Source organism: Novosphingobium aquimarinum (assembly GCF_009746585.1).
GTDB lineage: Bacteria > Pseudomonadota > Alphaproteobacteria > Sphingomonadales > Sphingomonadaceae > Novosphingobium > Novosphingobium aquimarinum.
In genome coordinates this window covers 1-23,006 of the sequence record NZ_WRPO01000029.1, presented here as the reverse complement: position 1 = coordinate 23,006, position 23,006 = coordinate 1, and the positions used below count along the sequence as shown (strand labels likewise).

Annotated in this window: 28 protein-coding genes and 1 pseudogene; 8 read left to right on the top strand and 21 right to left on the bottom strand. The window is 63.0% G+C overall.

The window, feature by feature from the left end:
• Nucleotides 1-6 precede the first annotated feature (6 nt).
• Both GQO94_RS19010 and GQO94_RS19005 read right to left on the bottom strand, forming a co-directional pair.
• Nucleotides 7-1,431 (bottom strand): conjugal transfer protein TraH, encoded by a 1,425-nt coding sequence (locus GQO94_RS19010; RefSeq protein ID WP_156842978.1) that lies wholly within the window; start codon nt 1,429-1,431, stop codon nt 7-9.
• Nucleotides 1,432-1,484: 53 nt separating this feature from the next.
• A complete protein-coding gene (locus GQO94_RS19005) occupies nt 1,485-2,066 on the bottom strand; it encodes a hypothetical protein (protein ID WP_156842977.1) in 582 nt (193 codons plus the stop codon).
• 63 nt (nt 2,067-2,129) lie between these two features.
• Here GQO94_RS19005 and GQO94_RS19000 point away from each other — a divergent pair, with 63 nt between their 5' ends.
• Nucleotides 2,130-2,381 carry an AbrB/MazE/SpoVT family DNA-binding domain-containing protein gene (locus GQO94_RS19000; RefSeq protein WP_156842976.1) on the top strand — a complete coding sequence of 84 codons (252 nt, stop codon included), beginning with the start codon at nt 2,130-2,132 and terminating at the stop codon, nt 2,379-2,381.
• A complete protein-coding gene (locus tag GQO94_RS18995; protein ID WP_156842975.1) occupies nt 2,378-2,776 on the top strand; it encodes a type II toxin-antitoxin system VapC family toxin in 399 nt (132 codons plus the stop codon). The genes GQO94_RS19000 and GQO94_RS18995 overlap by 4 nt, the downstream gene beginning before the upstream one ends.
• A 47-nt stretch (nt 2,777-2,823) precedes the next feature.
• Here the strand turns inward: GQO94_RS18995 and GQO94_RS18990 are convergent, their stop codons facing one another.
• On the bottom strand, nt 2,824-3,687 hold the full coding sequence (locus GQO94_RS18990; RefSeq protein ID WP_156842974.1) for a conjugal transfer protein TraF: 864 nt from the start codon (nt 3,685-3,687) through the stop codon (nt 2,824-2,826).
• Between the two features lie 96 nt (nt 3,688-3,783).
• On the opposite strand from GQO94_RS18990, the gene GQO94_RS18985 reads away from it, so the two are divergent.
• Together GQO94_RS18985 and GQO94_RS18980 are read left to right on the top strand one after the other, a co-directional pair.
• Entirely contained in the window at nt 3,784-4,086 is a 303-nt protein-coding gene (locus GQO94_RS18985) for a type II toxin-antitoxin system TacA family antitoxin (protein WP_156842973.1), read from the top strand.
• A gap of 9 nt (nt 4,087-4,095) precedes the next feature.
• Entirely contained in the window at nt 4,096-4,623 is a 528-nt protein-coding gene (locus GQO94_RS18980; RefSeq protein ID WP_232333032.1) for a GNAT family N-acetyltransferase, read from the top strand.
• Nucleotides 4,624-4,703: 80 nt separating this feature from the next.
• On the opposite strand, the gene GQO94_RS18975 is transcribed toward GQO94_RS18980, so the two are convergent.
• The 18 genes and pseudogenes from GQO94_RS18975 to GQO94_RS18890 form a co-directional block, all read right to left on the bottom strand.
• Nucleotides 4,704-5,309 carry a S26 family signal peptidase gene (locus GQO94_RS18975; protein WP_156842972.1) on the bottom strand — a complete coding sequence of 202 codons (606 nt, stop codon included), beginning with the start codon at nt 5,307-5,309 and terminating at the stop codon, nt 4,704-4,706.
• The gene (locus tag GQO94_RS18970; RefSeq protein WP_232333031.1) at nt 5,281-6,114 is read right to left on the bottom strand and encodes a type-F conjugative transfer system pilin assembly protein TrbC; all 834 of its coding nucleotides are present in this window, start codon (nt 6,112-6,114) and stop codon (nt 5,281-5,283) included. Before GQO94_RS18970 ends, GQO94_RS18975 begins: the two co-directional genes overlap by 29 nt.
• A gap of 19 nt (nt 6,115-6,133) precedes the next feature.
• Nucleotides 6,134-7,257: pseudogene (gene traN / locus GQO94_RS18965) on the bottom strand (conjugal transfer protein TraN).
• Entirely contained in the window at nt 7,254-9,110 is a 1,857-nt protein-coding gene (locus GQO94_RS18960) for a hypothetical protein (RefSeq protein ID WP_156842970.1), read from the bottom strand. The pseudogene traN and the gene GQO94_RS18960 overlap by 4 nt, the downstream one beginning before the upstream one ends.
• Before the next feature lie 251 nt (nt 9,111-9,361).
• Nucleotides 9,362-10,378 carry a TraU family protein gene (locus GQO94_RS18955; protein WP_156842969.1) on the bottom strand — a complete coding sequence of 339 codons (1,017 nt, stop codon included), beginning with the start codon at nt 10,376-10,378 and terminating at the stop codon, nt 9,362-9,364.
• Nucleotides 10,375-11,067 (bottom strand): conjugal transfer protein TraW, encoded by a 693-nt coding sequence (locus GQO94_RS18950; protein ID WP_156842968.1) that lies wholly within the window; start codon nt 11,065-11,067, stop codon nt 10,375-10,377. Before GQO94_RS18950 ends, GQO94_RS18955 begins: the two co-directional genes overlap by 4 nt.
• Nucleotides 11,057-11,290, bottom strand: coding sequence for a hypothetical protein (locus tag GQO94_RS18945; protein WP_156842967.1), 234 nt, complete (start codon nt 11,288-11,290; stop codon nt 11,057-11,059). The genes GQO94_RS18950 and GQO94_RS18945 overlap by 11 nt, the downstream gene beginning before the upstream one ends.
• Nucleotides 11,287-11,613, bottom strand: coding sequence for a hypothetical protein (locus GQO94_RS18940; protein ID WP_156842966.1), 327 nt, complete (start codon nt 11,611-11,613; stop codon nt 11,287-11,289). The genes GQO94_RS18945 and GQO94_RS18940 overlap by 4 nt, the downstream gene beginning before the upstream one ends.
• Before the next feature lie 5 nt (nt 11,614-11,618).
• Nucleotides 11,619-14,117 (bottom strand): TraC family protein, encoded by a 2,499-nt coding sequence (locus GQO94_RS18935; RefSeq protein ID WP_156842965.1) that lies wholly within the window; start codon nt 14,115-14,117, stop codon nt 11,619-11,621.
• Entirely contained in the window at nt 14,114-14,749 is a 636-nt protein-coding gene (locus tag GQO94_RS18930; RefSeq protein ID WP_156842964.1) for a TraV family lipoprotein, read from the bottom strand. Before GQO94_RS18930 ends, GQO94_RS18935 begins: the two co-directional genes overlap by 4 nt.
• Nucleotides 14,750-14,781: 32 nt before the next feature.
• Nucleotides 14,782-16,092 carry a TraB/VirB10 family protein gene (locus GQO94_RS18925; protein WP_156842963.1) on the bottom strand — a complete coding sequence of 437 codons (1,311 nt, stop codon included), beginning with the start codon at nt 16,090-16,092 and terminating at the stop codon, nt 14,782-14,784.
• Nucleotides 16,089-16,877 (bottom strand): type-F conjugative transfer system secretin TraK, encoded by a 789-nt coding sequence (locus GQO94_RS18920; RefSeq protein ID WP_156842995.1) that lies wholly within the window; start codon nt 16,875-16,877, stop codon nt 16,089-16,091. The genes GQO94_RS18925 and GQO94_RS18920 overlap by 4 nt, the downstream gene beginning before the upstream one ends.
• Nucleotides 16,867-17,466 (bottom strand): TraE/TraK family type IV conjugative transfer system protein, encoded by a 600-nt coding sequence (locus tag GQO94_RS18915; RefSeq protein WP_198046050.1) that lies wholly within the window; start codon nt 17,464-17,466, stop codon nt 16,867-16,869. Before GQO94_RS18915 ends, GQO94_RS18920 begins: the two co-directional genes overlap by 11 nt.
• Before the next feature lie 41 nt (nt 17,467-17,507).
• Nucleotides 17,508-17,774 (bottom strand): type IV conjugative transfer system protein TraL, encoded by a 267-nt coding sequence (locus GQO94_RS18910; RefSeq protein WP_156842961.1) that lies wholly within the window; start codon nt 17,772-17,774, stop codon nt 17,508-17,510.
• 108 nt (nt 17,775-17,882) lie between these two features.
• Nucleotides 17,883-18,200, bottom strand: a complete 318-nt coding sequence (locus tag GQO94_RS18905; protein ID WP_018250898.1) for a hypothetical protein — start codon at nt 18,198-18,200, stop codon at nt 17,883-17,885.
• 220 nt (nt 18,201-18,420) lie between these two features.
• Nucleotides 18,421-19,185 carry a DsbC family protein gene (locus GQO94_RS18900; RefSeq protein WP_156842960.1) on the bottom strand — a complete coding sequence of 255 codons (765 nt, stop codon included), beginning with the start codon at nt 19,183-19,185 and terminating at the stop codon, nt 18,421-18,423.
• On the bottom strand, nt 19,169-19,468 hold the full coding sequence (locus GQO94_RS18895; protein ID WP_198046047.1) for a hypothetical protein: 300 nt from the start codon (nt 19,466-19,468) through the stop codon (nt 19,169-19,171). The genes GQO94_RS18900 and GQO94_RS18895 overlap by 17 nt, the downstream gene beginning before the upstream one ends.
• A 381-nt stretch (nt 19,469-19,849) precedes the next feature.
• A complete protein-coding gene (locus GQO94_RS18890; RefSeq protein WP_156842958.1) occupies nt 19,850-20,038 on the bottom strand; it encodes a hypothetical protein in 189 nt (62 codons plus the stop codon).
• Between the two features lie 335 nt (nt 20,039-20,373).
• Here GQO94_RS18890 and GQO94_RS18885 point away from each other — a divergent pair, with 335 nt between their 5' ends.
• From GQO94_RS18885 to GQO94_RS18870, 4 genes are all read left to right on the top strand, one after another.
• Entirely contained in the window at nt 20,374-20,793 is a 420-nt protein-coding gene (locus GQO94_RS18885; RefSeq protein ID WP_232333030.1) for a helix-turn-helix domain-containing protein, read from the top strand.
• Nucleotides 20,790-21,407, top strand: coding sequence for a GntR family transcriptional regulator (locus GQO94_RS18880; protein WP_198046046.1), 618 nt, complete (start codon nt 20,790-20,792; stop codon nt 21,405-21,407). The genes GQO94_RS18885 and GQO94_RS18880 overlap by 4 nt, the downstream gene beginning before the upstream one ends.
• Before the next feature lie 186 nt (nt 21,408-21,593).
• Complete coding sequence (locus GQO94_RS18875) at nt 21,594-21,734, top strand: hypothetical protein (RefSeq protein ID WP_156842956.1); 141 nt, start codon at nt 21,594-21,596, stop codon at nt 21,732-21,734.
• A 68-nt stretch (nt 21,735-21,802) separates the two neighbouring features.
• Complete coding sequence (locus GQO94_RS18870; protein WP_156842955.1) at nt 21,803-22,483, top strand: lasso peptide biosynthesis B2 protein; 681 nt, start codon at nt 21,803-21,805, stop codon at nt 22,481-22,483.
• The last annotated feature ends 523 nt before the right edge of the window (nt 22,484-23,006 follow it).

Sequence of the window (23,006 nt, the reverse complement as noted above, 5' to 3'; positions counted from 1 at the left end):
TCGTTCCTATTGGTTGCGGGCGGCAGCGCCGGCGGCGTCGCGAGCATCGCGGTCACGCTCGCGCAGCAGCCCGGCGTAGTTCGTGGAAAGATTGGCCTGGTTGAGAGCGGCCATGTAACTCTGGCGCATCTGCGCGCGCTGGCGCAGCACCTCGTCCCTGAGATCGCGTAGCTGCTCGATGCCCTTAGACAATATCCGCGTCTGGCAGACATTTTTGTTGTTGCCGTCGGCCGACCCGGCCACTGTCGCACCGCGCTCGGCATTCGTCACCGTGAAGTCTATCGTGCGGGTCAAGTCATTGAGCATCTGGTAGGCGAGGGTGAGCGCAACCAGTTCGTCGGTATCGCCGATGACGGAGTCGACAACGCCCTGGCGCACGCCCCATTCCAGCATGCGGTAAACAGGAAGCGTCCGGACATTGGCAACAAATTGCCGTTCCTCGGCCGATAGCGCGGCACGTGTGCGGATCTTGGTCGCAATCGACTGCATACGCTCGCGCGCCAGGACGAGCGCGCCGCGGCCCGACCCGTCCTGCGCGCAGTCGGCGCCGGTTGGGGGGAAATTGAGCGTCCGGCGCTGGACGCGGCCGGACAGGAAATCCTGCGCGCTTTCCGTGTCCTGTGGGGGACATTGCGGAATAGCTGTGAACAAGGGCACCCGGTCGCCATCGTCCCAGCGCATATAGACGTCACCCACCCGCGCTCGCATCACGCTCGCCCAGTCAGCTGCTCCGACGCGCGAGGCGGCGTGAGACAGCAGCGAGCCGGTGCGGAAGATGTCCGTCACTTCCGCCGGGCAGTTGGCGAGTGCGTCCTTCAGATCCTCGGTGGGGTTGTTGTTGTTGGCCTCGATCTTCTCGCGGCTTTGCTGGTAGCTCTTCGCGAACCCCTGCTTGACCGAGCGGTAGCCGGTCATCTCCTCGATGATCCCCGACATATTGTCGTCGCCCTTGGCGATCTGCACCATCCGGTTGGCGAGGCGGCAGTCGTTGACCTGAATCGAATTGAGGAAATTGGTCGCCGCTTCCATCTTCGAGATGATGTTGCCCATCTTCTCATCGAGCGTCTCGAGCAGATACTGGAACGCAACCGCAGGCGCAGCCTGCAGAATGCTCTCGAGCTTCTGCACCAGATAATCTGGATCAAGGAAGCTCATGCCGCCGAGGAACATGTCGATGCCGCCGCAGCCGGCGCGCACCTTGGGCAGGCTCACCGACATGAGATAGTCGTTATGGACGTCGACCCGTCCCGACATGCCGCCCGCCGTCACATAGCCTCGGGTCTGATCCTCGAAGCTGCCGGGGGAGGTGTAGGTGACATTGTCGAACCAGCTTTCCGCCCAACTCTGTGCATGGGCAGGCGCGGTCGAAACCACCGTGGCGAAGACGAGGGCGATCAGCGCGCGCAGGGCTGCGCGGGGGCGAGCGAACATGGCGGACTCCGAACAAGCGTGGATATTGGAGGAAAGACTGAGACCGCCATCGCTCAGTGCCTTCCCGGACGGGTCGCCGGCAGCCCCACGATGCCGGTGAACTTGGACATGGCCCGGACGCCGACCGCAGGCCTTACGCCCGTCAGCATCTTCGCAGCCAGATAGAGGTTGCGGGCCAGATTGGGCGCATGGTCCGTGCCGATCGCCACCGGCACTACGCGGATATCGTCGGCGATCGGTCTTACCCAGGCGACCGGATGTCCGACCCAGGGCAGGCCAAGGCGCCCCGACCGGATCATCGCTTCCTGGCTCCCGATGGTGCGGACCTGCCAGCCATAGCGCGTTCCGAGCGCTGTCAGCTTGGTCCAGAGGTCACCGCAGGGAACGCATCCCGGCGTCGTCGTCATCTCGATGACAAACGCAGCGCCGTGCCCGCGCAGCGTTGTCGTGAAATCATCAGGGAACTCGCGCGTCACGGGGACGCGGGAGAGCCACGCCTGCATGGTCCTCGCATCACCGACGGGGTGGATCGCGGCCCGCATAGCATCCTGTTGGCTAACGGTCTGTGCTGCGGCCGACCCCATGCCGACGACCAGGCCGGGAATACCCAGCAGCACCAGGAGAGGGCGGTTCATGCCACTTCTCCCTTGAACGTAAGATATTTCTTTCTTACTTTGTGGGGCGAAAGGACTCGCCTGATGAACGCGATCACCGTGTCTGCCAAAGGCCAAATCACGCTGCGCAAGGAATTGCTGCGGCACCTTGGCATCCACCCCGGTGAGAAGATCACCGTAGACACGCTGCCCGGCGGTGAGGTCAGGATTCGCGCGGTCAGGCCGACCGGCAAGATTTCCGACGCATTCGGCATGCTGAAACAGGACGGGCGAAAGCCGCTGTCGATCGAGGAAATCAACGAGATCGCGGCAAAGGGCTGGGCTGGCGAACTGTGAAGATTACAGCAGATACAAATGTGCTTCTGCGAGCCCTTGCGGACGATGACGAAATCCAGACGCCCATTGCGAAGAAAGCGTTGACGAAAGCCGATCTGGTCGCGCTCACACTTCCCGCCCTGTGCGAGTTCGTGTGGGTGATGTTGAAAGGCTATAAGGAAAGCCACGAGCGCATTGCCGCAGCCATTCGCACTTTGCTTGCGGCTGAAAACACCGAGGCTGATGTGGCGGCCGTCGAGGCAGGGCTCGCCTTCCTGGATGCAGGAGGTGACTTCGCCGATGGGGTTATCGCCCATGAGGGGCGATGGCTCGGGGCCGAGTCTTTCGTAAGCTTCGACGATAAGGCCGTCAAGCTCCTGCAAAGGAGCGGCGAGGCTGCCCGGCTTCTCGCTTGATCCGGCCGTTCGCTCGATTATCGGGCGCTGTCGCGTGATGAACGCCTTCATGGCTGGGGCTCCGGGGTCGTGTTGATGAGATCGCCGCCCAGCGCGCGCGGATCGGTCGCCGAGACCGGGCCATTGCTCAATGCGTCGAAGAATCCCGCATCCTCGCCCGGGCCGGTCATGAACTGTTCGGGCCGGATATCGCCGCGCAGCAGGCGCACCGCCTGATAGGCCATCTGCGCGAGATTGGGATATGCCTCGACGCCCGAGGCTAGGATCATGCGCTGCTGGCTACCGCGCCGGATGATCATCGTGGTGGGCGTGATCTCGACCCCGAACCGCGCACTAACGTCGGGGCGCTTGTCGATGTCCATGAGCGTCACTTGCCAGCCCATTTCCTCCTGGAACCGCTGGATGATCGGCCACTGGACCCGGCAATATCCGCAGGTCGAGCGCGAGAACATGACGAGCGCGAACTCGCTCGCATGGGCGCGCAGATAGGATCGGCGGATAGCGTCCTTCTCCGCTGACAGCTCGGATCGGGCGTCGCCGACCATCGGGTTAGCCGATTTTGAATTGAGTTCGGGATATTGGAGCATCGCGATCTGCGTGACGCCGGCGAACGCACGCGCCTTGCGCCGCGCGAAATCCTGGAGCCGCCAGAAATCGGCGACGGCATCAACCGTCAGCACGGTCGCGGCATAGTTGCGCTGCTGCTCGATGAGCTTGCGGATCTTCGGCGGAGTCCAGGTCGCGAGTTCCGCCATCGGCGGGATGACGGGCTTCACGAGCGGGTCGGCTTCGGGCTTGTCCTCAGGCTTCGGCTTGGGCGCTTCGTACCACCAATAGCCCTGCTTTGATGCACCGCCGAGCGGACTGGCTTGCGCGCTGGCCGATTGAGGGCCTGCAAGGATCGCGATCATCGCCAGACCAACGGCCTGAAGCCAAGGACGCGGAGAGCGTGAATGTATTGACATTGTCGTGGCAAATCACCAGATATCTTGGAGGAGTTTAGCGACATGGCACAGCACGCCCGTACCGACCGAGGCGCTTCGGCGCGCAAGGATGACGTCATCCAGATCAGGGCTGCGGCCGAGCTCAAGGCGATGCTCAGCCGCGCAGCGTCCTTGCGCGGACAGAACCTCTCTGAATTCATGCTCGCGAGCGCGCGGCGGGAGGCCGAGGCCGCCATCCTCGATCAACGCACCTTCTTCCTGGATGCCGAGAGCCATGAGCAGTTCCTCAGTCTTCTCGATGCGCCGCCCGCGCCGTCGCCTGCCCTTGAGAAGTTGATGAAGCGCGAACCACTCTGGAATCGATGATCGGCGGCGTTGACCGTTTCCATGTCCACGCGCCGCGTGACGCCGCCCGAGCGTTTGAACGCCGATCACGAGGTCGCCGCGTTCGACAGCGGGCGTCATGCCTCGCTGAATGACTGGCTGGTTGAGCGCGCCCTTGCCAGTGAACGCGCCTCGGCCCGTACCTATGTGGTCTGCGATTCCGAGCGGTCCCGTCAGGTGGTAGGCTACTATACGATCACGACCGCTATGGAGGAGCGCGCTGCGCTGCCCAGCGCAAAGCTGCGAAAGGGCATGCCGGACAAGGTGCCTCTGCTGCTGATCGCGAGGCTGGCCGTCGCTTCCGGCTTCCAGGGACTCGGCCTTGGCGCCGATCTGCTTGCTGATGCGCTCCGCCGTTGTGCGGCCGCCTCCGAGATCGCCGGCGCTCGGGCGGTCATCGTGCATGCGATCGACGATGATGCGGTAGCCTTCTACGTGCGGCATGGTTTCATCGCGTCGCCGCTGGGAGAGCACGTTTTGCTCATGCCCATCGAAGCGGTTCGGGCCGTGCAAGGCTAACCACATTTCACACTGCCTGCAGCGTGAAGGGGCCGTCCGTCCCGAGTTGTCTTCGGCGCGCCTTTCCTGATCGCGCGCGCTCACAGGATACGCTCCATCCGAATCAGGTCCACGATCGGCAACAGCCCGAAATAGCGGCTGTCAAACCCGCGCGGATGCGTTGAGCCGACATAGGCCATGCCGGCGGGGATGACGCCGCTCCACTTCAAATGGGTGAGCTTCAGCCCGTTATGGGCTTGTGGGAGGCTGATGCCCAGAAGCTGCCCGTTGCAGTAATAATGACCGTCCCAACTGTTCTCCGCGAGCGGCGAGGGCGTCTCGAACATGGTGAGCCGATCCCCGGGCAAGCAAAGCGCATGCTTGGTGACGGAGACAGGCTTTGGGCCGGCAATCGGGTGATGGAGCGTGAACATCACATAGTCGCCCCGGGCGATCGGTCCGGGGCTCTTGCGCACTGCATAGGCCTCGATCGACGGGGACATGACCAGCGTCACCTGCGGCATGACCAGCGCTGCGAACAAAGCGAGCGGCGACACCACGAGCATGGCCCGCCACAGCCGGTCAGGCCGGGAGGGCTGATCCGGTCCGGGCGCACCCAGCGCCATCGCCGCCTTGCGCGGCAATCGGCGCAGGCGCGACCAGAGGTTGGCGATCCACCTAGCGATCAGCCAGAAGAGCCTGAGCATGGCTTACCTCTTCTTTCCCGCCGAGGCGGGCATATTCGTCGAGCATTCCAGAGAGCGCGCTGTCGCCGAACACGACATGGGTCGCGCGAGGGCTGTCATCGTCGCGTTCGCAATACGCCTGGGTCGGATCGCCCGGGATCATCGCCAGCGCGGGGACCTGGGCGATGCCGTGCTGCCGGAACACTACGGGATCGATGATGAGCTGGACATTGCGCATGACGCAGTTCGGCCCCTCGCAGCCCGGATCGAGCCGCAGGATCTGGGCCGTCAGCTTTGCCATCGGTCCCATCTTCCGAAGACCGCCCGGCACGCCGCGAAAGGCCATGACGCCATGCACCCGCTCAAGCTGGGCGGCATAGTTGCGCAGCGTCGAGATCGGCATCGAGGAGGAGACGAACAGGACCGGCACCCAACCCTTGGCGGTCACCGCCGGTGCGGCCTTGGCGAGCGCCTGTTCCTCAGCAGGCTCGAGCCCCAGTGCCTGACGCAATGCCCTGGCCTGCCGCTCTCGCTCTGCCGCAAGGCTTGCTTGCCCACGAGCCTGCGCCGCACGAGCACGGGCTTCCATGTCGGGCGCAAGTATTCGGCTGCGCAGCCCCTCGAACGCCCGTCGGCGGTCTGCGGGATCGTCCGTGCGCGGAAGCCTCGGATCGGGCGCTCGCCCTGCTGCCTCCTTGCCGTGCGTGACTGCACTTTCGAGCCGGTCCATGCTGGCCTGGCCCTGATCGGCGACGGATTGCCTGCCGGCGCCGCTCGGCGCGTCACTCGCGCTATCCTGCGCAAGCGCGGCGGTTGCCGCGCTCATCAGTAGGGCAACGCAGGCGCTATGGATTGACGGCTTTGAGATACGCATTGACGCGCTCCCCCATGTCTATCTGGATATCGGATTGGGCGCGGGCCTCGATGTCCGCATAATATTCGGAAAGGTCGATCTTGCTGAAATCGAGCGCCTGAAATTCCTCAGGCGTAAAGCCACGGCACATCGGCTTCTTCGCGGTGCCCCAGAGATTGCCGTTGAAGCTTTTAAGCTGGGGACGGCCCTGTTCCTGGATGATCCGGCCGAGCTTGGTGTTGAAGCAGCACTCACCATGCGCCTTTTGAAGGCAAATGCCGAGGAAGGAGGAGGTGCAGTAGCTGCCGATGAAATGGCACATGCCCGAACTGTCGAGCATAGCCGTCTCCATGTCCTGCTGGTCGCAGCCCGAGAACAGGAAATCGATCATGAAATTGATCGCAAGGCTGATCGCGATCGAAGTCGGGTCGAGTCCGACGATCAACGCATTGGCGCCGGAACTCGCCGCCTGGCTTGCGGTCGCCCCGGCCTTGAACGCGGTGTAGGCGGCCTTCATGCCGGTGAACACGCCCTTGGCCACCGCGATCTTGGTGCCTATCGACGAGATGGACGACCCCATCCCGTCCTTCACGATTTTGCCCTTGTCCTTGCAGCAATTGGAGAAGGTGGTCGAAAGTCCGGCGGGACGGCAGCGCACGCCGCGGCCTGAGAAGATCTCGATGGTCCCCATACAATTGCCGTCGGCATCGATGCCGCCGTCCGCTTGCGTCCCGGATCGTCCATCGGCGGTTCCTCGACGAGGGGATTGGTCGCAAGATCGGCGCAGTGATTGGGCGAGCAGGACGGCGCACCGCCGGTGCTCTTGACGAGACAGGCATATGGCGGGCCAACCGGGCAGCTATACTGGCCCATGGCATCGGCGACGCAATCGACCTCCTGAATGGGACAGAGCCATGCTCCGCTGGTGGTCGCGAGGCAGCTTGCCTGCTCTCCTTCGTCGGCCGCATCGCCATTATTGTTAAGATCGGCGGCGCAGATCTGCTGCGCGTTGGCGGCACTCGGGCTGGCGAGGGCAACTCCTAGGCCAAGCACCAGCGCAAGCGCGGCGCCGCGCGGGTCGAAACGCCGGTATCTGTTGGTGGAACAGCCGATCATTGCACGCTCCCCGTGCAGACGAGGTCCGCGCCGGCGAGGCGGACGGTCTGCATCATCACGACCGCTTCGGGGAAATCGTCGAGGCAGCCGCAAGCCGATATAATTTCCTCGCCTGGCCCAGCCGGGCATTGATTGTCGGAGGTGCAGGCGTGGAAGAAAGTGTCGTAGCCTGTCGGCACATTTTGTTTGGCACCGACGACGCCATCGATCGCCGCGTCATTGTTTGCCTTGGGCGCGCGCGTTTTGCAGACGGGTTCGCAGGCAGGCACCGAGCCACGGTCGGGCAAGCTGAATGTTCGCGTCGAGGTGGCGTAGCTGCCGTCGCTCTGACGCGTCCGGTCGGCCAGCAGCGTCTCGGTCGAATGGTTGATGATATAGGCGCCCCGGCTGAGGTCCGGTTCAGGCATTGACCCGGTGTCGACCTCGCAGCGATATTGCCGCGTGCGCAAAAAGAAGTCGCGGCTGAGCGAGACTGTGCACACATCGTTCCCGAAGAGCCGGGTCTGGGGCAGGGGCGTGAGGCCGGTGCCGACCCCGTTGCGGAAGGTGTCGACCCCGTCGACATTTTCGCTGAGAAGGTGGCAGTTCGCATCCGAGGCATAGCCCGCGCAAAGGTTGATGAGCTGCTCGCTCGTCTCACAACTCGTATCGACCTGGACCTCGATTTCGAGATAGCCACTCTTGTGCGATCCGGTCGCGCGAATGCGGGCGTCGACCGAGGCGCTGCCCTGCTTAAGCACGCCGGTGAAGTCATAGTTCGGATAGGCGCTGTAATTGTCGCCCACGCCGCAATCGCCCGCCGGGAGCGCGTTGGTGAGCCAGGGGCGCTTGCCCGCGGATGCAACCGGCGTACCGTTCACACGGGCCTGAAGCCAGTCGGCGGTCTGGAGGTCTACGATCCTGGCCGAGACGATGCGGTGGGGCTTGCTGGCAGTGAACTGGAGCGTGAAGGTCGCGGGCGGATCGTTGCAGTTCCCTGTGCCGCCTATCCGATAGAGCCGGCAGCCATTCCCGCAGCTCGACACACCGAGCAACGAACCCGATGCGCTGACAATATCGTCGTAGGTCGCCGACGCGACTGTCACCTGACGTTCGATCGTACAACTGCGGATTTCCTGGGCCTTGCCGACGGCAGCGGACGAGGCCAGCACCATCTGGAAGACGCTGTTGCTGGCCGCAGCGGCAGCGGCATCGCCCGAGATCGCCGTGGGATTGGATCGATAGGCAGTCTGGGGGAGGGCCGGGTCGGACGAGCAGGCGGTCGACTGCGCGCCGACATAACGGACGGCGGGTCCGTCGATGACGGCTTCCGCGACCCCATAGCGGGGGTCTGCGGTCGTAAGCGCGCCGATCATCCCGCCGCCCAGATCGCGCAGGACGGACGCCATATTGCCCCAGGCAAGATTGGTGCCGCAGCTATTGTTGATGCAGTAGCAGCCGGCGAGTTTGGGCATATCGACCGAGGTCAGCTTCAGCGCCTTGGCCGCATCGACATCCCAACGGTAGAAGCTGCAGCCATTCCAACTGCCGGGCTGGCAGGAAACCACGCCATTGGCGCATATCCCGGACACAGGCCCGGGCAGGTTCGAGGTCGTATCGACCGTGCCATCGAGATCGGTGTCGCGCGCGATCGTAACCCTGCCGAGGTCGCCGGTACCCGAAGGCTGGACCAACACTTCGAGCATCGTTGCCGTCTTCTGGCAGGCGATGTTCGGCGTGAAAGTGTGACTGTTGTCGACGGTAGAGATCTGCTGTCCGGCAAGACCCGGCGTCACATAATTTTGCTGGAGCGTGTCGCTGTCGCTGGTCTTAGCACGCGATGCATCGGCCGCGGTATGCGCCCTTTGCTCCATTGTTTGTGCCGATGCGGACGAAGAAAAGGAGATGGCCAGCGCGGTCGCGATGATGGAACAGGCGGAGAGGAGGCGCCGGTCCCACCGGGGGAGCATTGCGACCGCGCTGGCCGGGGGTGGAGCGACGCCGCCAGGGGGGCTTGGCGGCGCCGCTCCTATCCCGCACGGCAGCCCTCGACCGTAGGGGCCTTGGCGAACAGACCTCCGGAATGGACGGCTGTCTCGTGCGGGAACGGGGGAAAGTGACCTCCTCATGGCACCGGTATCCCGGCGCAGCAGATCACCTTTTCGAAGAGCATGAACTGGGCATTGTCTTTGCCCGGCGCGTGCTTGGCCGAGGACCAGAGCGACTCTGGGCGGCCAATATTGACGCATTTGCCGCCCTTCACGGGCTCCATGATCTGGAGCTTGTAGCGGCTCTTGGTCCAGACGGGCTGGGGTATGAACGAACAGCCGTCAGCCGAGCTTATGGTGAGCGCGCCGAGGCGCCCCATCATGAACACACCGCGTGCGGCAAGCCCGGCCCAGGCTTCGACGCTGTCATCGAAGTGGATATCGCCGGCGATCGGATAGGTCGCGCCCCAGCTCCCCATGCACCAGAAGAGCGGGTCGATGACTTTGCCTGCGGCCGCTGCGGCGCTGTCGCCCATGCAGGCAAGGCCGGCGGCGGGGTTTCCGAACAGGATGCCCTCAGGCTGGATGATCGCACCCAATGTCCCCGACTGCCAGGTTGGCAGCACCTCGGTGATCATGGCGACGTCGAAGCCGTCATTCTCAAGGCAGGGCAGGTCGGTGAACATATCGAGCATCGCCCAGACCGGCGAGATATAATAATGCATCTGGGCGAACATCTTGCGGATGTTCGTCCCGTCCGAGATCGACGACTGGCTGCCTTGCAGCTTGCCGCCGGTCGGCAGCAGATCGGCGCCCAGGGCCATCATGCAGCCGGGTTCGGTCACGACGTCCACCATCCGGTTGGGCGACCAGTAGGAGACCTTGACCCCGAACCAGAACTGGATGCCTTTGCGGCAGGCGCACAAGGGCTTGGACGCGGACTGCGCGTCGAGAGCCTTGTCGAGCTTGTCGAAGCTGCCGACGCGGATGCCGCCGACGGTGATCGGGAAGATGCAGGTCCAGCGCACCTTGGTGATGGGGTTAAAGACGGTGCCAGCCTCGCATTTGGAGGCATGGGCCTGGCTCGGCCAGGCGAGTGTCATGACAAGCCCGATGACCAGGCCGGTGACGAAGACAGGAAGGCGCCCGATCATCGCGTCGCTCCCTTTGCCGGAGCGGCGGATGCGCGGCTCTTGGGCCCATATTCGGTGAGAACGAGGCGTGTGCCGGACTGCTCGACGATGACCGGCGCCACCGTCAGCCCGAGCCGTTGCTTGACCCTCTCCTCCAGAATGTAGATCGGTCGCCCGGTCTTCTCGCTGAGATCGATCGCATCGCCATTCTGGGTGCCCAGCGCCGACAAGAGGATGAAATCGCTGGCGCGGGCAGTGCGGAGCGCCCAGCCGAGATCACGCGGATGCACGACGACGAGACGCTGGGGTAGCTTCACATAGGTCAGCGGGTTGAAGGTGAAGCCCTTGGGATAGAGCGTCTTGCCGTCCGGCAGCGTGATGTCGAAATCGAGGGTGTAGAAGGGCACGACGCTGCGCACCCGGTCGGCGCCGGCAATCCCGAGTGGCGCGGCTTTGAGCGCGGTCCACTTGTCGCGCGGGCCGAACGCCTTGCTCATGTCGCTGGGGAGTGTCGCCACCTTGGCTTCGATCTCGGCAAGCGCATCCGGTTCCGCGATCGGCCATGTCCGCCCGATCGTGCTGCGCGACGGGGCGGTGCCGCTGATCGGTCCCGCAGCGGCTAATGCAGCCGCGACGGCCAGAAGATTGCCCGTTGCGAACACCAGCAGGATCGGGCCGCGCCGAACACGGCCGAGCAGATTATCGCCCATGGCGCTGCCTCCAATGCTGTTCGGGCGGTTCAGGCACGCCGATGAGCGCCGTGACGAAGGCCGAGAATGCCAAAGGTGTCAGGATCCAGATCAGCATGCCCGAGGCCCGGTCGAGTTCCGGGGACAACAGCAGAAGTGCGCTCTGGACCAGCATGAGCAGAAAGCCGCTGACTGTGAGTCGGATCACCGATGGCGAGGGTGCGGAGGAGGTCAGGCCGTTCATTTGCCCCTCCACCGGCGCAGGCGGCGCATCAGCTTCGCGGTGCCCGCCGAGAGGCTGAGCAGGAGGATCCCGGTCGCGAGGCACGATGCGGCTACCAGGAGCGAGGCACGCAGCACCATCATGGTCGGCTGTTTGAGCAGAAGCCCCGCGATGAGCACGAGCAGGCCCATCATCACCGTCTCGATCATGACAAGCCGGAAGCGCCACTGGAAGGATTCCGCTTCGAACCGCTCGGCGAGCCGACGCTCGACGATCAACTCGATGGCTTCATTGTCGGACCAGTTGAGCGGCAACTGGTCGGGATGCGGCGTGAAACGTGCCATGGCGATCACACTCCCACCAAGCCAGGCGTGGGAGGCGTGCCCAGGATCTGCGAGGGCTCGACGCCCGCGAGACGGCAAATGGCTTCGAGCGGGGAAAGGCCCTGACGCATCAGCGCCTCGAAAGCAGCCACTTCGTCGGGCGCTGAGGTGTTGATCCAGTAGCTGAACGGATCAACCACGAGTCGGGCGATGCCCAGCCCCAGCGGGGAATCGATGAACACCTCGCTGTAGTTCGGCTTGGAATTCCGGACCGATTTCAGCAGATCGAGAACGAAACCCGAATAATCGAGGATCTTGTTGTCTACGGCCCGATCATAGGTGGAACCCTGGAGCAGGAAGCGGGTCGCGGCATTTTCGAGAATCACCTGCCCCGTGCCGCCGAACAGAGTCAGGTCGTTCATCGACTGCAGCACGATACCGAACGAGCCGCGATATTTGCGCGCGCGTCTGTAGCCCTGACCGAAGGCCTCTGCGAGACGCGAGAGGTCCTGGCCGTCGGTGCGCGTCATGAACTGCGCGGCCTCGTCGCACAGCACGAAGCGGGGCTTGTCGCGCGCGGACAGGTAGAGTTCCTGCGTGACCGCATTCACGACCACCATGACGATGACGTTGAACAAATCCGGCATGGATTTGAGGCGCTCGAGTTCGAGCACTACAAATTCATCGTGGCGGATATCCAGCGTCGAGGGGCCGTTGAAATAATGGCCATAGGCGCCGCCCGATCCGAAATCGCGCAGATTGAAGGCGAGTTCGCGCGCGACGGGCACAAGATGATCGACATGATCGAGCGCGGTCTCGACGAGCTCGGGGTAGGTGCCCAGCCATTCGCGCACGGCATCGATGCCATGATCGGCCCGACCCGTATCGATCGTCCACTGGACCGCGGACTTGAGGAGATTCCACTCCGAGGTGGTGACGCCCTTGCGAGTGGATGCATTTGCCATCTCGGCGACGATCGCAACCGCCATGGTGATGGCGGACTGCTTGTCGTCGCCGTCCAGAGCCAGTCCCATATCGAAGGGGTTCAGGACGAGATGCTCTTCGCCGATATCAATATAGCGGCCCGAACAGAGCGTGCAGAGCTTCCTGTAGCTGCCGCCGATGTCTATGATCCGGATCAGCGCTCCATTGGCGTAATATTGCTGGCAGAGATTGTTGAGCAGGAAGCTCTTGCCGGCACCGCTCTCGGCCGAGACGATGAAATTATAATTGTTGATGCGCGGATCGAACAGATCGAGCGTGACGAGTTGGCCCTTGCGTCCGGTGTAGAGCAGGGCCGGACGTCCGCCGCCGCGAAAGTCGGCCTGGATCGGCGCCATCAGAACGGCCGCCTTCACCGGCATGCGAAAGTCGCGCTCGAGGAGCCGGAGCGTCGTCCGGTCAGGATAGAGCCCGAAAGGCAGGCTCATCACCAGCAACGTCGGGTTGAGATAGCTCTCTTCCTGCATCGAGAAGGGCAGGGGCTCGCCTTCCCACAGGCGCTTGGCGCGCGCAGCGAGATCACGGGCATGCGCGCGATCGCGCCCGAACACCCAGACGGTCGGGATGACGCGGACGAATTTACTGTTGCCGGCTTCGTCGAGAATCCAGCCGATTTCCTCGATCTGCTTCCCGACCTCGACTGCGAAGCTGCCGGCTGCTTTCTGAGCTGACAGGATCTGCGCGCGCTTGTGGATTTCGAACTGCGAGTGATCGAACAGGACATTGAGCGTGTAGAGGAACGGACCGCCGATCTGATCGCTGTCCTCGGACGCGCCGCGCATCCCGCCCATGAGGCGGTTCGCCCGCTCAGCTGTGATGCGCCGCGCCGGCGCCTTGGGTGTCAGGCATCGCGCGACCTGGTTGCCGAGGAACACCTCCGCACCCTCGAACACGAGATCCGGCCCCGCATCGATGATCTGCTTGCCGATTGGCGGCGCGCCCGTCGTGGTGCCGTCAGCGAAGACGCCGGGGGCGGTATCTGCCACGCCGTTGAAAATGCGTCTGTAGAAGGCGACCAGTTCTTCGGGCGGAAGCCGGCGGATGCCGAGCTTTGCCAGTTGCTCCTCGACCTGACGCCGAAGGTCTTCGCCAAGCGGCCGGCGCGTCTTGATCGACAAGAGCGTGCGGAAATTGCGGACCGGGATTCCGTGGAGCGCCTTGAGGCCGTGTCGCCCTTTGCTGAGATAGGCGTGGGTATAGCGCGCCGACGCTTGGATCAGCGGATCATCACGGGTCTTGAGGTCCAGGAAGGCGTCGAGCGCATCGTCGATCAGCGGATCCGCAAAGGTGTGGAGCTGCAACACCGTCCCGTCCGGGAAATGGATGTTGAGCAACCCCTGCAGCGCGCCCTGAACATGGGCGAACAAATAGGCGGTCGGCAGCAGCTCCCAGGCATGGCCCCAGGTATCGTCGATGCAGAGGAACGCTTCGGTGTCCTCGTCCCAGGCAACCAACGGAAGATAGTCGGAGAAACTATCCCGCCGGACGGCGCTGCGCAGCCGCGCATAGCTGAGCCCGTTCATGGCTGCGGCTCCGGGGCGGGCGGCACGATCGCGGGTGCGGCGGGAACGGTGGCCGGCACCGCCTCACCGTCGGCCGCGGCGCCATCGCGCACCTGGCCGAGAATTGGAGCCTGTGACGCGCGATCGGGTGAGGCCACAAGCGCGCCGCCCACAACCCAGACCGGCTTGTCGATCACCGAATAGACATAGCGAGGCATGTAGAGCCGGTCGGGGCGTTGGCGATCGGCATAGGGGAGAATGAGCGTCCTCACCGTTCGCGCAGGCTTCAGCATCGGCGTGACCGGCGCCTCGATCAGACCCTTGAGTTCTTGATAGACGCTGTCGCGGTAACTGCCATAGGCACTGGCTGCGGGATTGCTGCCCGGTTTGCCGTTCGCCCTGCCCTGGTCCTGGCCGCGCAGCATCGCACGGTCATTGGTGACCTTGGGGTCAGACTTCGACGCCACACCCGCGACCGCGTCCTCATAGGCCCGATCCGGATGGATGCATTGCCCGTGATCGCTGTTCTTGCAGTCGAACTTCTCAGAATAGGGCGACATCATCGATCCGACCGCCGCGCAGCCACCAAGGCTTGCGAGCAGGCTGAGCGAAAGCAGCGAACGATGAAGAGACTGGTAGGCCAGCACGGACATGGCGGGATCTCCTGAGAAAAAGGGCGAGCGCATCAGAATTTGCTCCCGACCGACGGCTTGATCTCGAGGGCGAGACCCTCCTGGATGACGACCACGACATCCTTGGCCGCGCCGACTTCAACGACCGGGCCAGCCTGGCGGGCGAGATCGAGGTAGAAGTCGGTGAGCTTGTCGGAGGATTTGGAGAGGCCGCCCGCGACGCCCGACTTGACCGCATCGCCCGCATCCAGGCTGCGCACACTCCCCAGCGCTGATGTCGACAGGCTGCCGAAAGACCCTTCGACGCTCTGAGAGATGCCGGCGATCGTGCCGGCAATGAACGAGCGGGCGAGCGTGGCGCCGGCACGGGTCACGACCTTGCCGGACAGGCCCTTCTTGCCATCGGCATCGACGAAGAAGCCCTTGATCGCCTGGTCGACCACCGCATGACTGTCGAAGTCCACGCAGGAGATCGAGACGAGCTGGATCTCGACCCTTTCCTTGGCGAGGCTGCCCGTTGCATTGCCGATCACGAAGCAACCGGCGAGGTTGGCCTTGACCTCGTTGGGAAGGACGGCCGGCGCCTGGACCCTGGCGATAATCGGTTCGGGATTACTGGTCGCGTCCCGGCTCGCCAGGGCGTCGATGCCGGTCAGAAGCCGCGCCTTCATGAAACCAGGTGGCAAATAGATCGTCCGCTTCCCTTTTTTTGAGGCGGCGCCGCTGCCAGCACCTCCTTCCGAAGCTTGCGTGGCCGTCGCTGCGCCGATCGCGCCGATCTGACGTTGCGTGGGTGGAACCGGCGGCGCTGGCGGCGCAGCCGGAGCAGCAGGCGGCGCGGGGATCTCGCTAGCCGCGCCCCGGGCTTCGGGCGGCGCGGGCGGATAGGCCGGCGCCTCGCCGGGTATGGCCGGCGGCAGATCGCCACCATCGCCGCCGGCCATACCCGGCCCGTGAGTCCCGCCACCCGTGCCGGGAACCACTTTGCCTTCCTCGATCGCGGTGACCCGATCGCCGAGCAAGGTTTGTCCATCGAGAATCTTCTGGAGATCGCCGCGCAGCTTCACTTCGAGGCTATCGCCGCGAAGCCCGGCGCCCATGTCGAGGTTCGAGGCCTGGGGCGCCTTGGGCGCTTCCTTGTGGCCGCTGGTGCTTGCGGTGTAGAGTCCTAGCCCGAGCAGTGCGATCGTTGAGACGACGCCCAACTGCTTGGCGCGCAGCTTCTGGTCGGAGGTCAGCTTCGACCATTGCGCTGGCAGGTCGAGCAGGGCCGGCCGTGCGACGGCGCTATCTTCGCTATCTTCGGCGAGGTTGCTCGGGGCCGCTGCAGGCGTCGCCCGCCCGTTTTCGTCAGGCGTCGTCATTGCTGCACACTCCGGCGAACGACGATCAGCCGCGCGGTTTCGTTGGCGCTCAGGGTCAGCCGGTCGATAGTGATGGCAAAGATGTCGGCCCCAAGCGCGGTATCGAGGAAATTGCGTTCATCGAGCACGGTGGTGGCGCTGGCACGGACCAGATATTCGCTGACCGACAGGCCGGCGCCCTCCACTTCGAGCCGCCGTCGTTCGGTAAGCGACGCGGTGGGAAGGTCGGCCAGCACCAGTCTGCCACGCGCGGGCGCGACCTCGGAGAAGGATGCGGGCACCCGGTCCTGCAGGATCGCCAGCGCGATCCCCACCGCGCGCTCTTCCTCAACGAGTGGACCAAGCAGCGCATCATTCGCCCGGGCGCGCTGCGTGGCCCCAGGGACCAGGGTGACGGTCTGGGCCGGGATGTCGGCGGGCTCGGCATAGAGCGGATAGATCGCGCCGTTGCACGAAACGAAGAATTCCGACGGCGTCGTCACATGGCTGTGCGTCTTGGCGCCGCTTCCCGGAATATTGGGGTCCTCGGTCTCAAGCACGAGAAACTTGATCCACGCGTCCGAGCCGCCGCGCTCGACGGCAAGGCCCTTCTCGGCCGAGAATTTGACGTCCTCGATGTCGCCGCCCACGCACACGACATGATTGACGTCATGGTTGGAAAGCCGGATCCGGCTCGTCTGGTCAGGCAGCGCTGCTATCGACTGGGCGAAAGCGGGGGCGGCTGCGGGGAAGGACGCGACAAGCGCCCCGGCCAGGCAGGCGAGCCTCGCGCGGTTAGCGGACATCGGCACTGAAATTCTCCTCCTGGAGGGCGGTCAGCCAGAAGCGGCCGTTTTCGAGCGCGTAGCGAATGCGCAGATTGCCTCGGAACTTGCGGATCACGCCGCCGATGACGCGGACCTTCTCCACCGGCACGAGGATCTCGCTCCCGGTCCAGGTGACGGGCTGGTCGCCGCGGATATAGGTCGCGATCGAAAGTGTCGGGTTGTTGCCGAGCTCGTCGAGGAGACGATTCAGGCTATCCCGCAGACCGTTATAGGCGCTGGGATGCGCTATCCGCAGCAGTTCCTGGAACTGACGATCCGCCGAATAAGCGGAATAGGTGCCTGCGAGACCGACGATGTTGAAGGTGATCGAGCGCAGATAGGCCTCGGAAGGCTTGTTGCCGGTCACATAGAGGTCGCCGTCCGCGCCGAACGGTACGATCACGGTGCGCGTGTTCTGGTTCGACGTATAGATGACAGTCCCGAGCACAGCAGTGATCCCGAACAGACCCGCGATCGCGACCTTGAGGAGCCGGTTCTCTTCGAAGAGATTGGCCGAGCCCTGCAGATAGCGGTGCAGGTGCCAGCTTGGCCGCGTGTCACCGATCATGTCGGGTTGGCGCTTGCGCCTGAAGGGATGAGCCATCTCGCCTACTCGAAGAAGCGGGTCTGGGTCGGACCCGGATAGTTGCGGAAGCGGGCAAGGCCCCAGCGCCAGGCCAGGTGCGGGATGAACCCGCGCGGCTTGGTCCGCTTCCAGGGAATGAAAAGAAGAAGAGCGCCGATGAGGAGCCAGCCGATGAATCCGCCGACGATGACCGCGACGAAGATCACGCTCATGACGACGATGAATTCCTGACTGTCGAACCAGAGGATCTGGACCGGCCGATGCAGGAACTGTGGCAGACGTTCGTCCACGCTCTTCTCCCTTGCTTCACCACGCCGCTGGGCGTGGATTGCGGAAGACGACCACCGCCTCCCGTTCCGGTGGCGAGACGCCGGTCTGTCCGGCGCCCAGCCTGACTTTCAGATCAGCATGCCGAAGGTCTGGAGGATCGAATCCGCCTTGATGAGGCAGACCGCCGCCACGATCGTTGGGATGCCGATCATGATGTTGGAGAAGAGCCGCGAGACGCCGAACAGGAAGGCGGCAACGCCGCCCACGAAGCCGAGCGGCCCCTTGACGCCCTGGTTCACGACGATGTCGTAGATGTCGTAACCAAGGTCGCCAGCAGCCGGCGCCTGGAAGGCGTAGGCAACGCTCGTTCCGGCGATCGCAGCCAGGAGGAAAAGGACCGCCGCGTCGATCGTGCGGAACGTCCTTCCCCGAAGCAAAGTCAACATATGCAGTCTCCTGATGTGACCAAAAGCGGTCGTGTTTGGAGCCGTCCCGATCATGCTTGCCGGCACCGACGGTCGTGCCGCGACACGCGGCGCGGCACGACGTTTCCGGCCGACGAGGCGCTGGACGGCTCCCGGAGCTACGTCCTCGCCGGCATTCCGGCCCTCGCGGGCGCCTCGGGAGCGCACACAGGCGAGGTCCGCCAAATCGCTGGAATGGTGCTCAGGGGCTGGGCTTGGCCTTCTTGGCGCTTGCTTCGATGAAAGCCTCAAGCTCGGCCTGCTGGAAGCCGGAGACGAGCTTGCCGTCGACGAAGAGCGTCGGCGTGCCAGAGACGCCCATCTTGCGGACCGTCTCGGCATCGCGGGCGACCTTCTCGGCGCCGGCCCGGCATTTGTGCAGCACCGCCGGTCGCTCGCCGGCATAGATCGACTTGAAGGTGGCCTGGCGGTCAGGAGAGCAAAGAATGTGTTCGGCCTTGGCGGCTGCCTGCGGATGAATGCCGCTCACGAAATAGACGAGCCGCTGGACCGGCTTCCCTTCCGCCTCCTTCGTCAGCCAGAAGCGCTCCAGTGCCTGGCAATAGGGGCAATCGGGATCGGTGAACTCGACAACCTTCGGTGCCCCTTCGGGCCCAATGACCAGTGCATCCGCTGGATCGATAGCGCCGAGGCGCTTCCGCGCGCTCGCGTCCTGGGCAAGGGCCGTCAGGTTGACGCCGTTCTTGTCGTAGATCGCGGCGAACAGAAGATGCTGACTCTCGGGCGCGAAATAGATGACTCGTCCCCCCGCAATGGCCTGATATATTGGCCCTCTGACAGGCGCCGGACCAAAGTCCTCAAACGTCAGATTGGTGAAGGTCTGGCGCAACTGACGCTGAGCCTCCTCGGCTGCGGCCGTGAGCGGCTCGGTGCCGCTATCCTGGGCGTAAGCAGGCGCTGTTGCGCAGATCAGCGCTGCCGCGATCAGCTTAGCGCTGCGGGACATGATTGGACTCCGGACGAACGAGGGAGGTGCGCGCGAAAAGTCGGCTGTCTAGGGTGAGCGAGTTGCCGATCTTGATCGCCGTCGGTGTGGTGGAAACGGCGGGTTGTTCCGCCTTCTCGCGGATCGAGAAACCGGAATCGCTCTGAACGACAGTGAGCTGGGCACTGCGAGCGCAAGGATAGGCTTCAGCGTCCGGCCGGTAGGTCTGGGCGCAAGCCGGCACCGCGGCGGTGCCGAGCGACAGTGCTCCGGCAAGCATCGGCAATGAGCATGGGAAGTCCATGGCACATGTCTCCTCGTGGCGCTGCGAAGCGCTCGGGTTTGGGGTTTGGATGAGCCGGATGGGTTGGCCGGGATTTAGGTCCCTGCTGGCCGCCGATCCGGCGCGTCCCAAGGCATGACGATCAGAAATGACCGTCGCAATAGGGAGGGCACTGAAGTGCCGAAGCGGCGAAACAAAGCACTGTTGAGACGAAAGCGGCTAAATGATCTCGAAAAGCGTTGGAAAGATCGGATTTGCGCGAAAGCGGCACTATAATGCCGCTTTCGCCGCAATTCGTCGTGGAAATGCACCCGCTTGGGCTTGCCGGCGGGTGACAAAAACATAGTCCAGCCGGGAGAAGGAGAGATGGCTCGAGCTAGACGCAGCTTCAAGCTCCGGCTCTCACCGGCCGGCCTCGACCTGCTCATCGATTCCCATTGCCATCTGATTCGCGTTACGCGCTCGCTGATAGCCTGGGGTACGACGCTCCACGTGGCGATAGAACATCTTGATACGCTGTCTACCGCTGAAATCGTCGACCAGTTGAAGGCGCTGGAGCTTGGCTGTCTTGGCGGTGGCGAGGAGCATCATGTCGGGGCGTCTCTTCGCCTCTGGGATGTTGCTACGCGAATAACCGCACGAATCCAGCAAAGTTCACCTGGAGGACGGCAGCCCAATCTAGGGACCATATATATCGTCGCCCTACTGCAGATTCCCAAAGCGGACCAAGTGGACCTCATGAGTGCCTTCGATCGCGCATTGCAGTCGGGGGCACGAGCACCAGCTTCACGCGATCCCAATGATCTTGTTGGGTAAATCGCGACAGGTTGGCCGAGGTTGTGTTTGACACTGGTGGTAAGTACACCATAGGAACCGACTTATGGAATTGCCTTGGCGGGCGGTATCTCCCGTAAGGAGACGCGGACATGTCGCACTATTTAGCGACTTCCGTTGCTGAAAGTCCAATCCTGTACGTCAAAGTGCAGTCCGGGCGACAAATTGAAGAGGCACGGAAGAAGAGGCGCCTGACGCAACGCGATTTGGCGCGAGAGCTTGGTATGGGTATACGCTGGCTTCGCGAAATCGAAGGCGGAAATCCTCGCTCACGGCTCGACGATCACCTTGTTTGTGCCTATCGACTTGGCCTGTCGACGGGCCATATCCTGATACCGCTGCTGTTCGCCGGCCAGAAGATGTGCTTTCCGCGGCAGCTCGCGACCGGAGATCTCAGCGATCTGGAACGGATGTGCATCGAGTTGATCGCACAGCGGAATCTCGACCATCTTACGCAAGCCCTCACGCCAGCATGGCCTGTGGCGGCGACGGCGTCGGAGACTGGTCTATGATGTCGGCGATGGACCCTCCGCTTCAGGAAATGGTTTATCGATCATTGAAGGAAGACTACGCCGCTGGCGTGTTTTCCCCAGGGCGCCGGTTGGATGTGCAGGAGATTGCGGACCGACACCGATCTAGCAAAACGCCTGCGCGAGAGGCTCTGTGCCGCCTGATGGGTGAAGGATTGATTGAGCCGCATCCCGATGGCGGTCTTCGGCTGTCCCACTACAATGGCGAAAAGCTGATCCAGCTGTACGCCTGGAATATGAGCTTACTAATGGGCTTGGTTCACGACGTCAGGCTACCAGCTTTGAAGCGAGCGATCGAAGAGGCAACACCCCAGACTCTGCCACAGACGCCTGTGGGAGTCACGCAGGCCGTTGGCTCCCTATTTCTCTCACTGGCATCCGCAACGGGAAACGAGTTTGCGATTTCGTCGGTCAACAACCTAAACGAACGGCTGCACTATATCCGAATCGGGGAAATTCAGGATCTCGGCGACGCCGTGAAAGAGGTTCGAACTTTGACCAATGTTTCGGTCGCAGACCTCCAAAAGAGCATGCGGCGCAGGCTTGAAGCTTATCATATGCGGAGAATTGACCGACAGAAGTTCAGTCTCGTATGATCGTTCAGCTCGTATCGTAGGAAAAATCCTTTTATAATCAATTCATTGCTCAATTTTTCATCCCTTGCGGTCTGAACAGCGTGGATTTCCAGCCATCTTGTCGGGGTATATTTTCGGGGATCTCCCAGACATCATTTTATCCTCCTTCAGTCGCAAATCAGTGCGGCTGTTGAAGAGGAGTGAATCATGCAACGGAAGAACGACAAGCGCGACGTGAAACGCCTGGATCTGGGCGGGGTCATGCAGCAGACGAGGGGCGGCGCCCAATCGGTCAACGACAACCAGAATGGGCTTCGTCCGATCTTCGGCGGCCTCTCCGCCGACTGAATCGGATGCCTCGGAACGTCCGCTAGGTTGATCGCTGCGGACGTTCCTTTCTGAATGGAAATTTGGCGATGAACCTTCGCGTTAAGCCTGGATTGCACTTCTGTACAGTCGAGGGACGAACGATCTTTCTCGATGAGGGTAAGAGCCGATATTTTTGCATTCCTGCAGATGTCGATCGCGCATTTCAACACACGATCTTGGCGAACGGAAAACTCGATGATGGCCCTGATACTGCCTTGATCACTGACCTGATCTCTCTGGAAATAATCGATGGCGAAAACGCCGAGGGAAGCGGACTAACGAGTCCCCCTTCGGTCGCCGAGCCAAATGAGGACCTTACGGCGTATTCCGCTCATGTTGCACCAGCGGTTGAAATTGCTGCAGCTGTCTTCGAGCGCCTGCGATCAAAGGAGATCGCGACACGCCGACACATAGCTGATGTTAGGTGCCTTATCGAGCGAGAACGCCTACGGTTCGCTCACCGCCATTCAGGCTGCAATCCAGCGTCAAACCTTGGGCTGTCGGCCGCCTTCGAGGTCAGCGACTTCGTCTTCGGCCGCAATGATCGCTGTCTCCCGCGAGCGATCGCGTTGATTAGACGATGCCTGCGCTTGGGCCACAATGCCCACTTGGTGATTGGAGTCCGGATCAACCCGTTCACCGCGCACTGCTGGGTACAGCAAGGTTCGCTCGTCATTGGTGATTCAATAGACGTCGCGCGGATATACACCCCGATATGCGTGCTGTGAGTGCTCCGCGATTTCTGATCGATCGGGCCATCCCAGATCGGAGGCGAGTCGAGGACGCTGCCGAACGCTTTCGGCTGGAGCTATGCTTCGATGGGTGCGGTGTCCGGGCTTTCACGTCTCCGGGGTACGCCGTTCGCCTTGCTGACAACCGTGGGGTGATTTTAGGAACGCTTTTCGAGCGCAACGGTCCACCGCAACCCATAGCCGAAATCGACGCAGATTGTCAATCGGCGTGCAAACGGGACCCCCTATCGGCGCGCAAAAGGGACCCCTTTTCAGGATTGCGCAAGGATGGTTCGGCGCGATCCCGGCGCTGCTCGCGGCGTAGGGAGGGCGTAGCCCGACCGGAGGCGCGAGCAGCGCAAAGCCTCTTCTTATCTGAGGGTGGTGGAGGAGCCGTCAGTGTCAACGGCGGAGTAAAAGTCGTCCATTAGGCGGAGTAAAACCAGGCCACTTGATCCGGGTGTTGGCGAGCGCCGTGAGGGCGTAGCCCGAGCGGGGGTCGCCAACACCCGGATTGTCA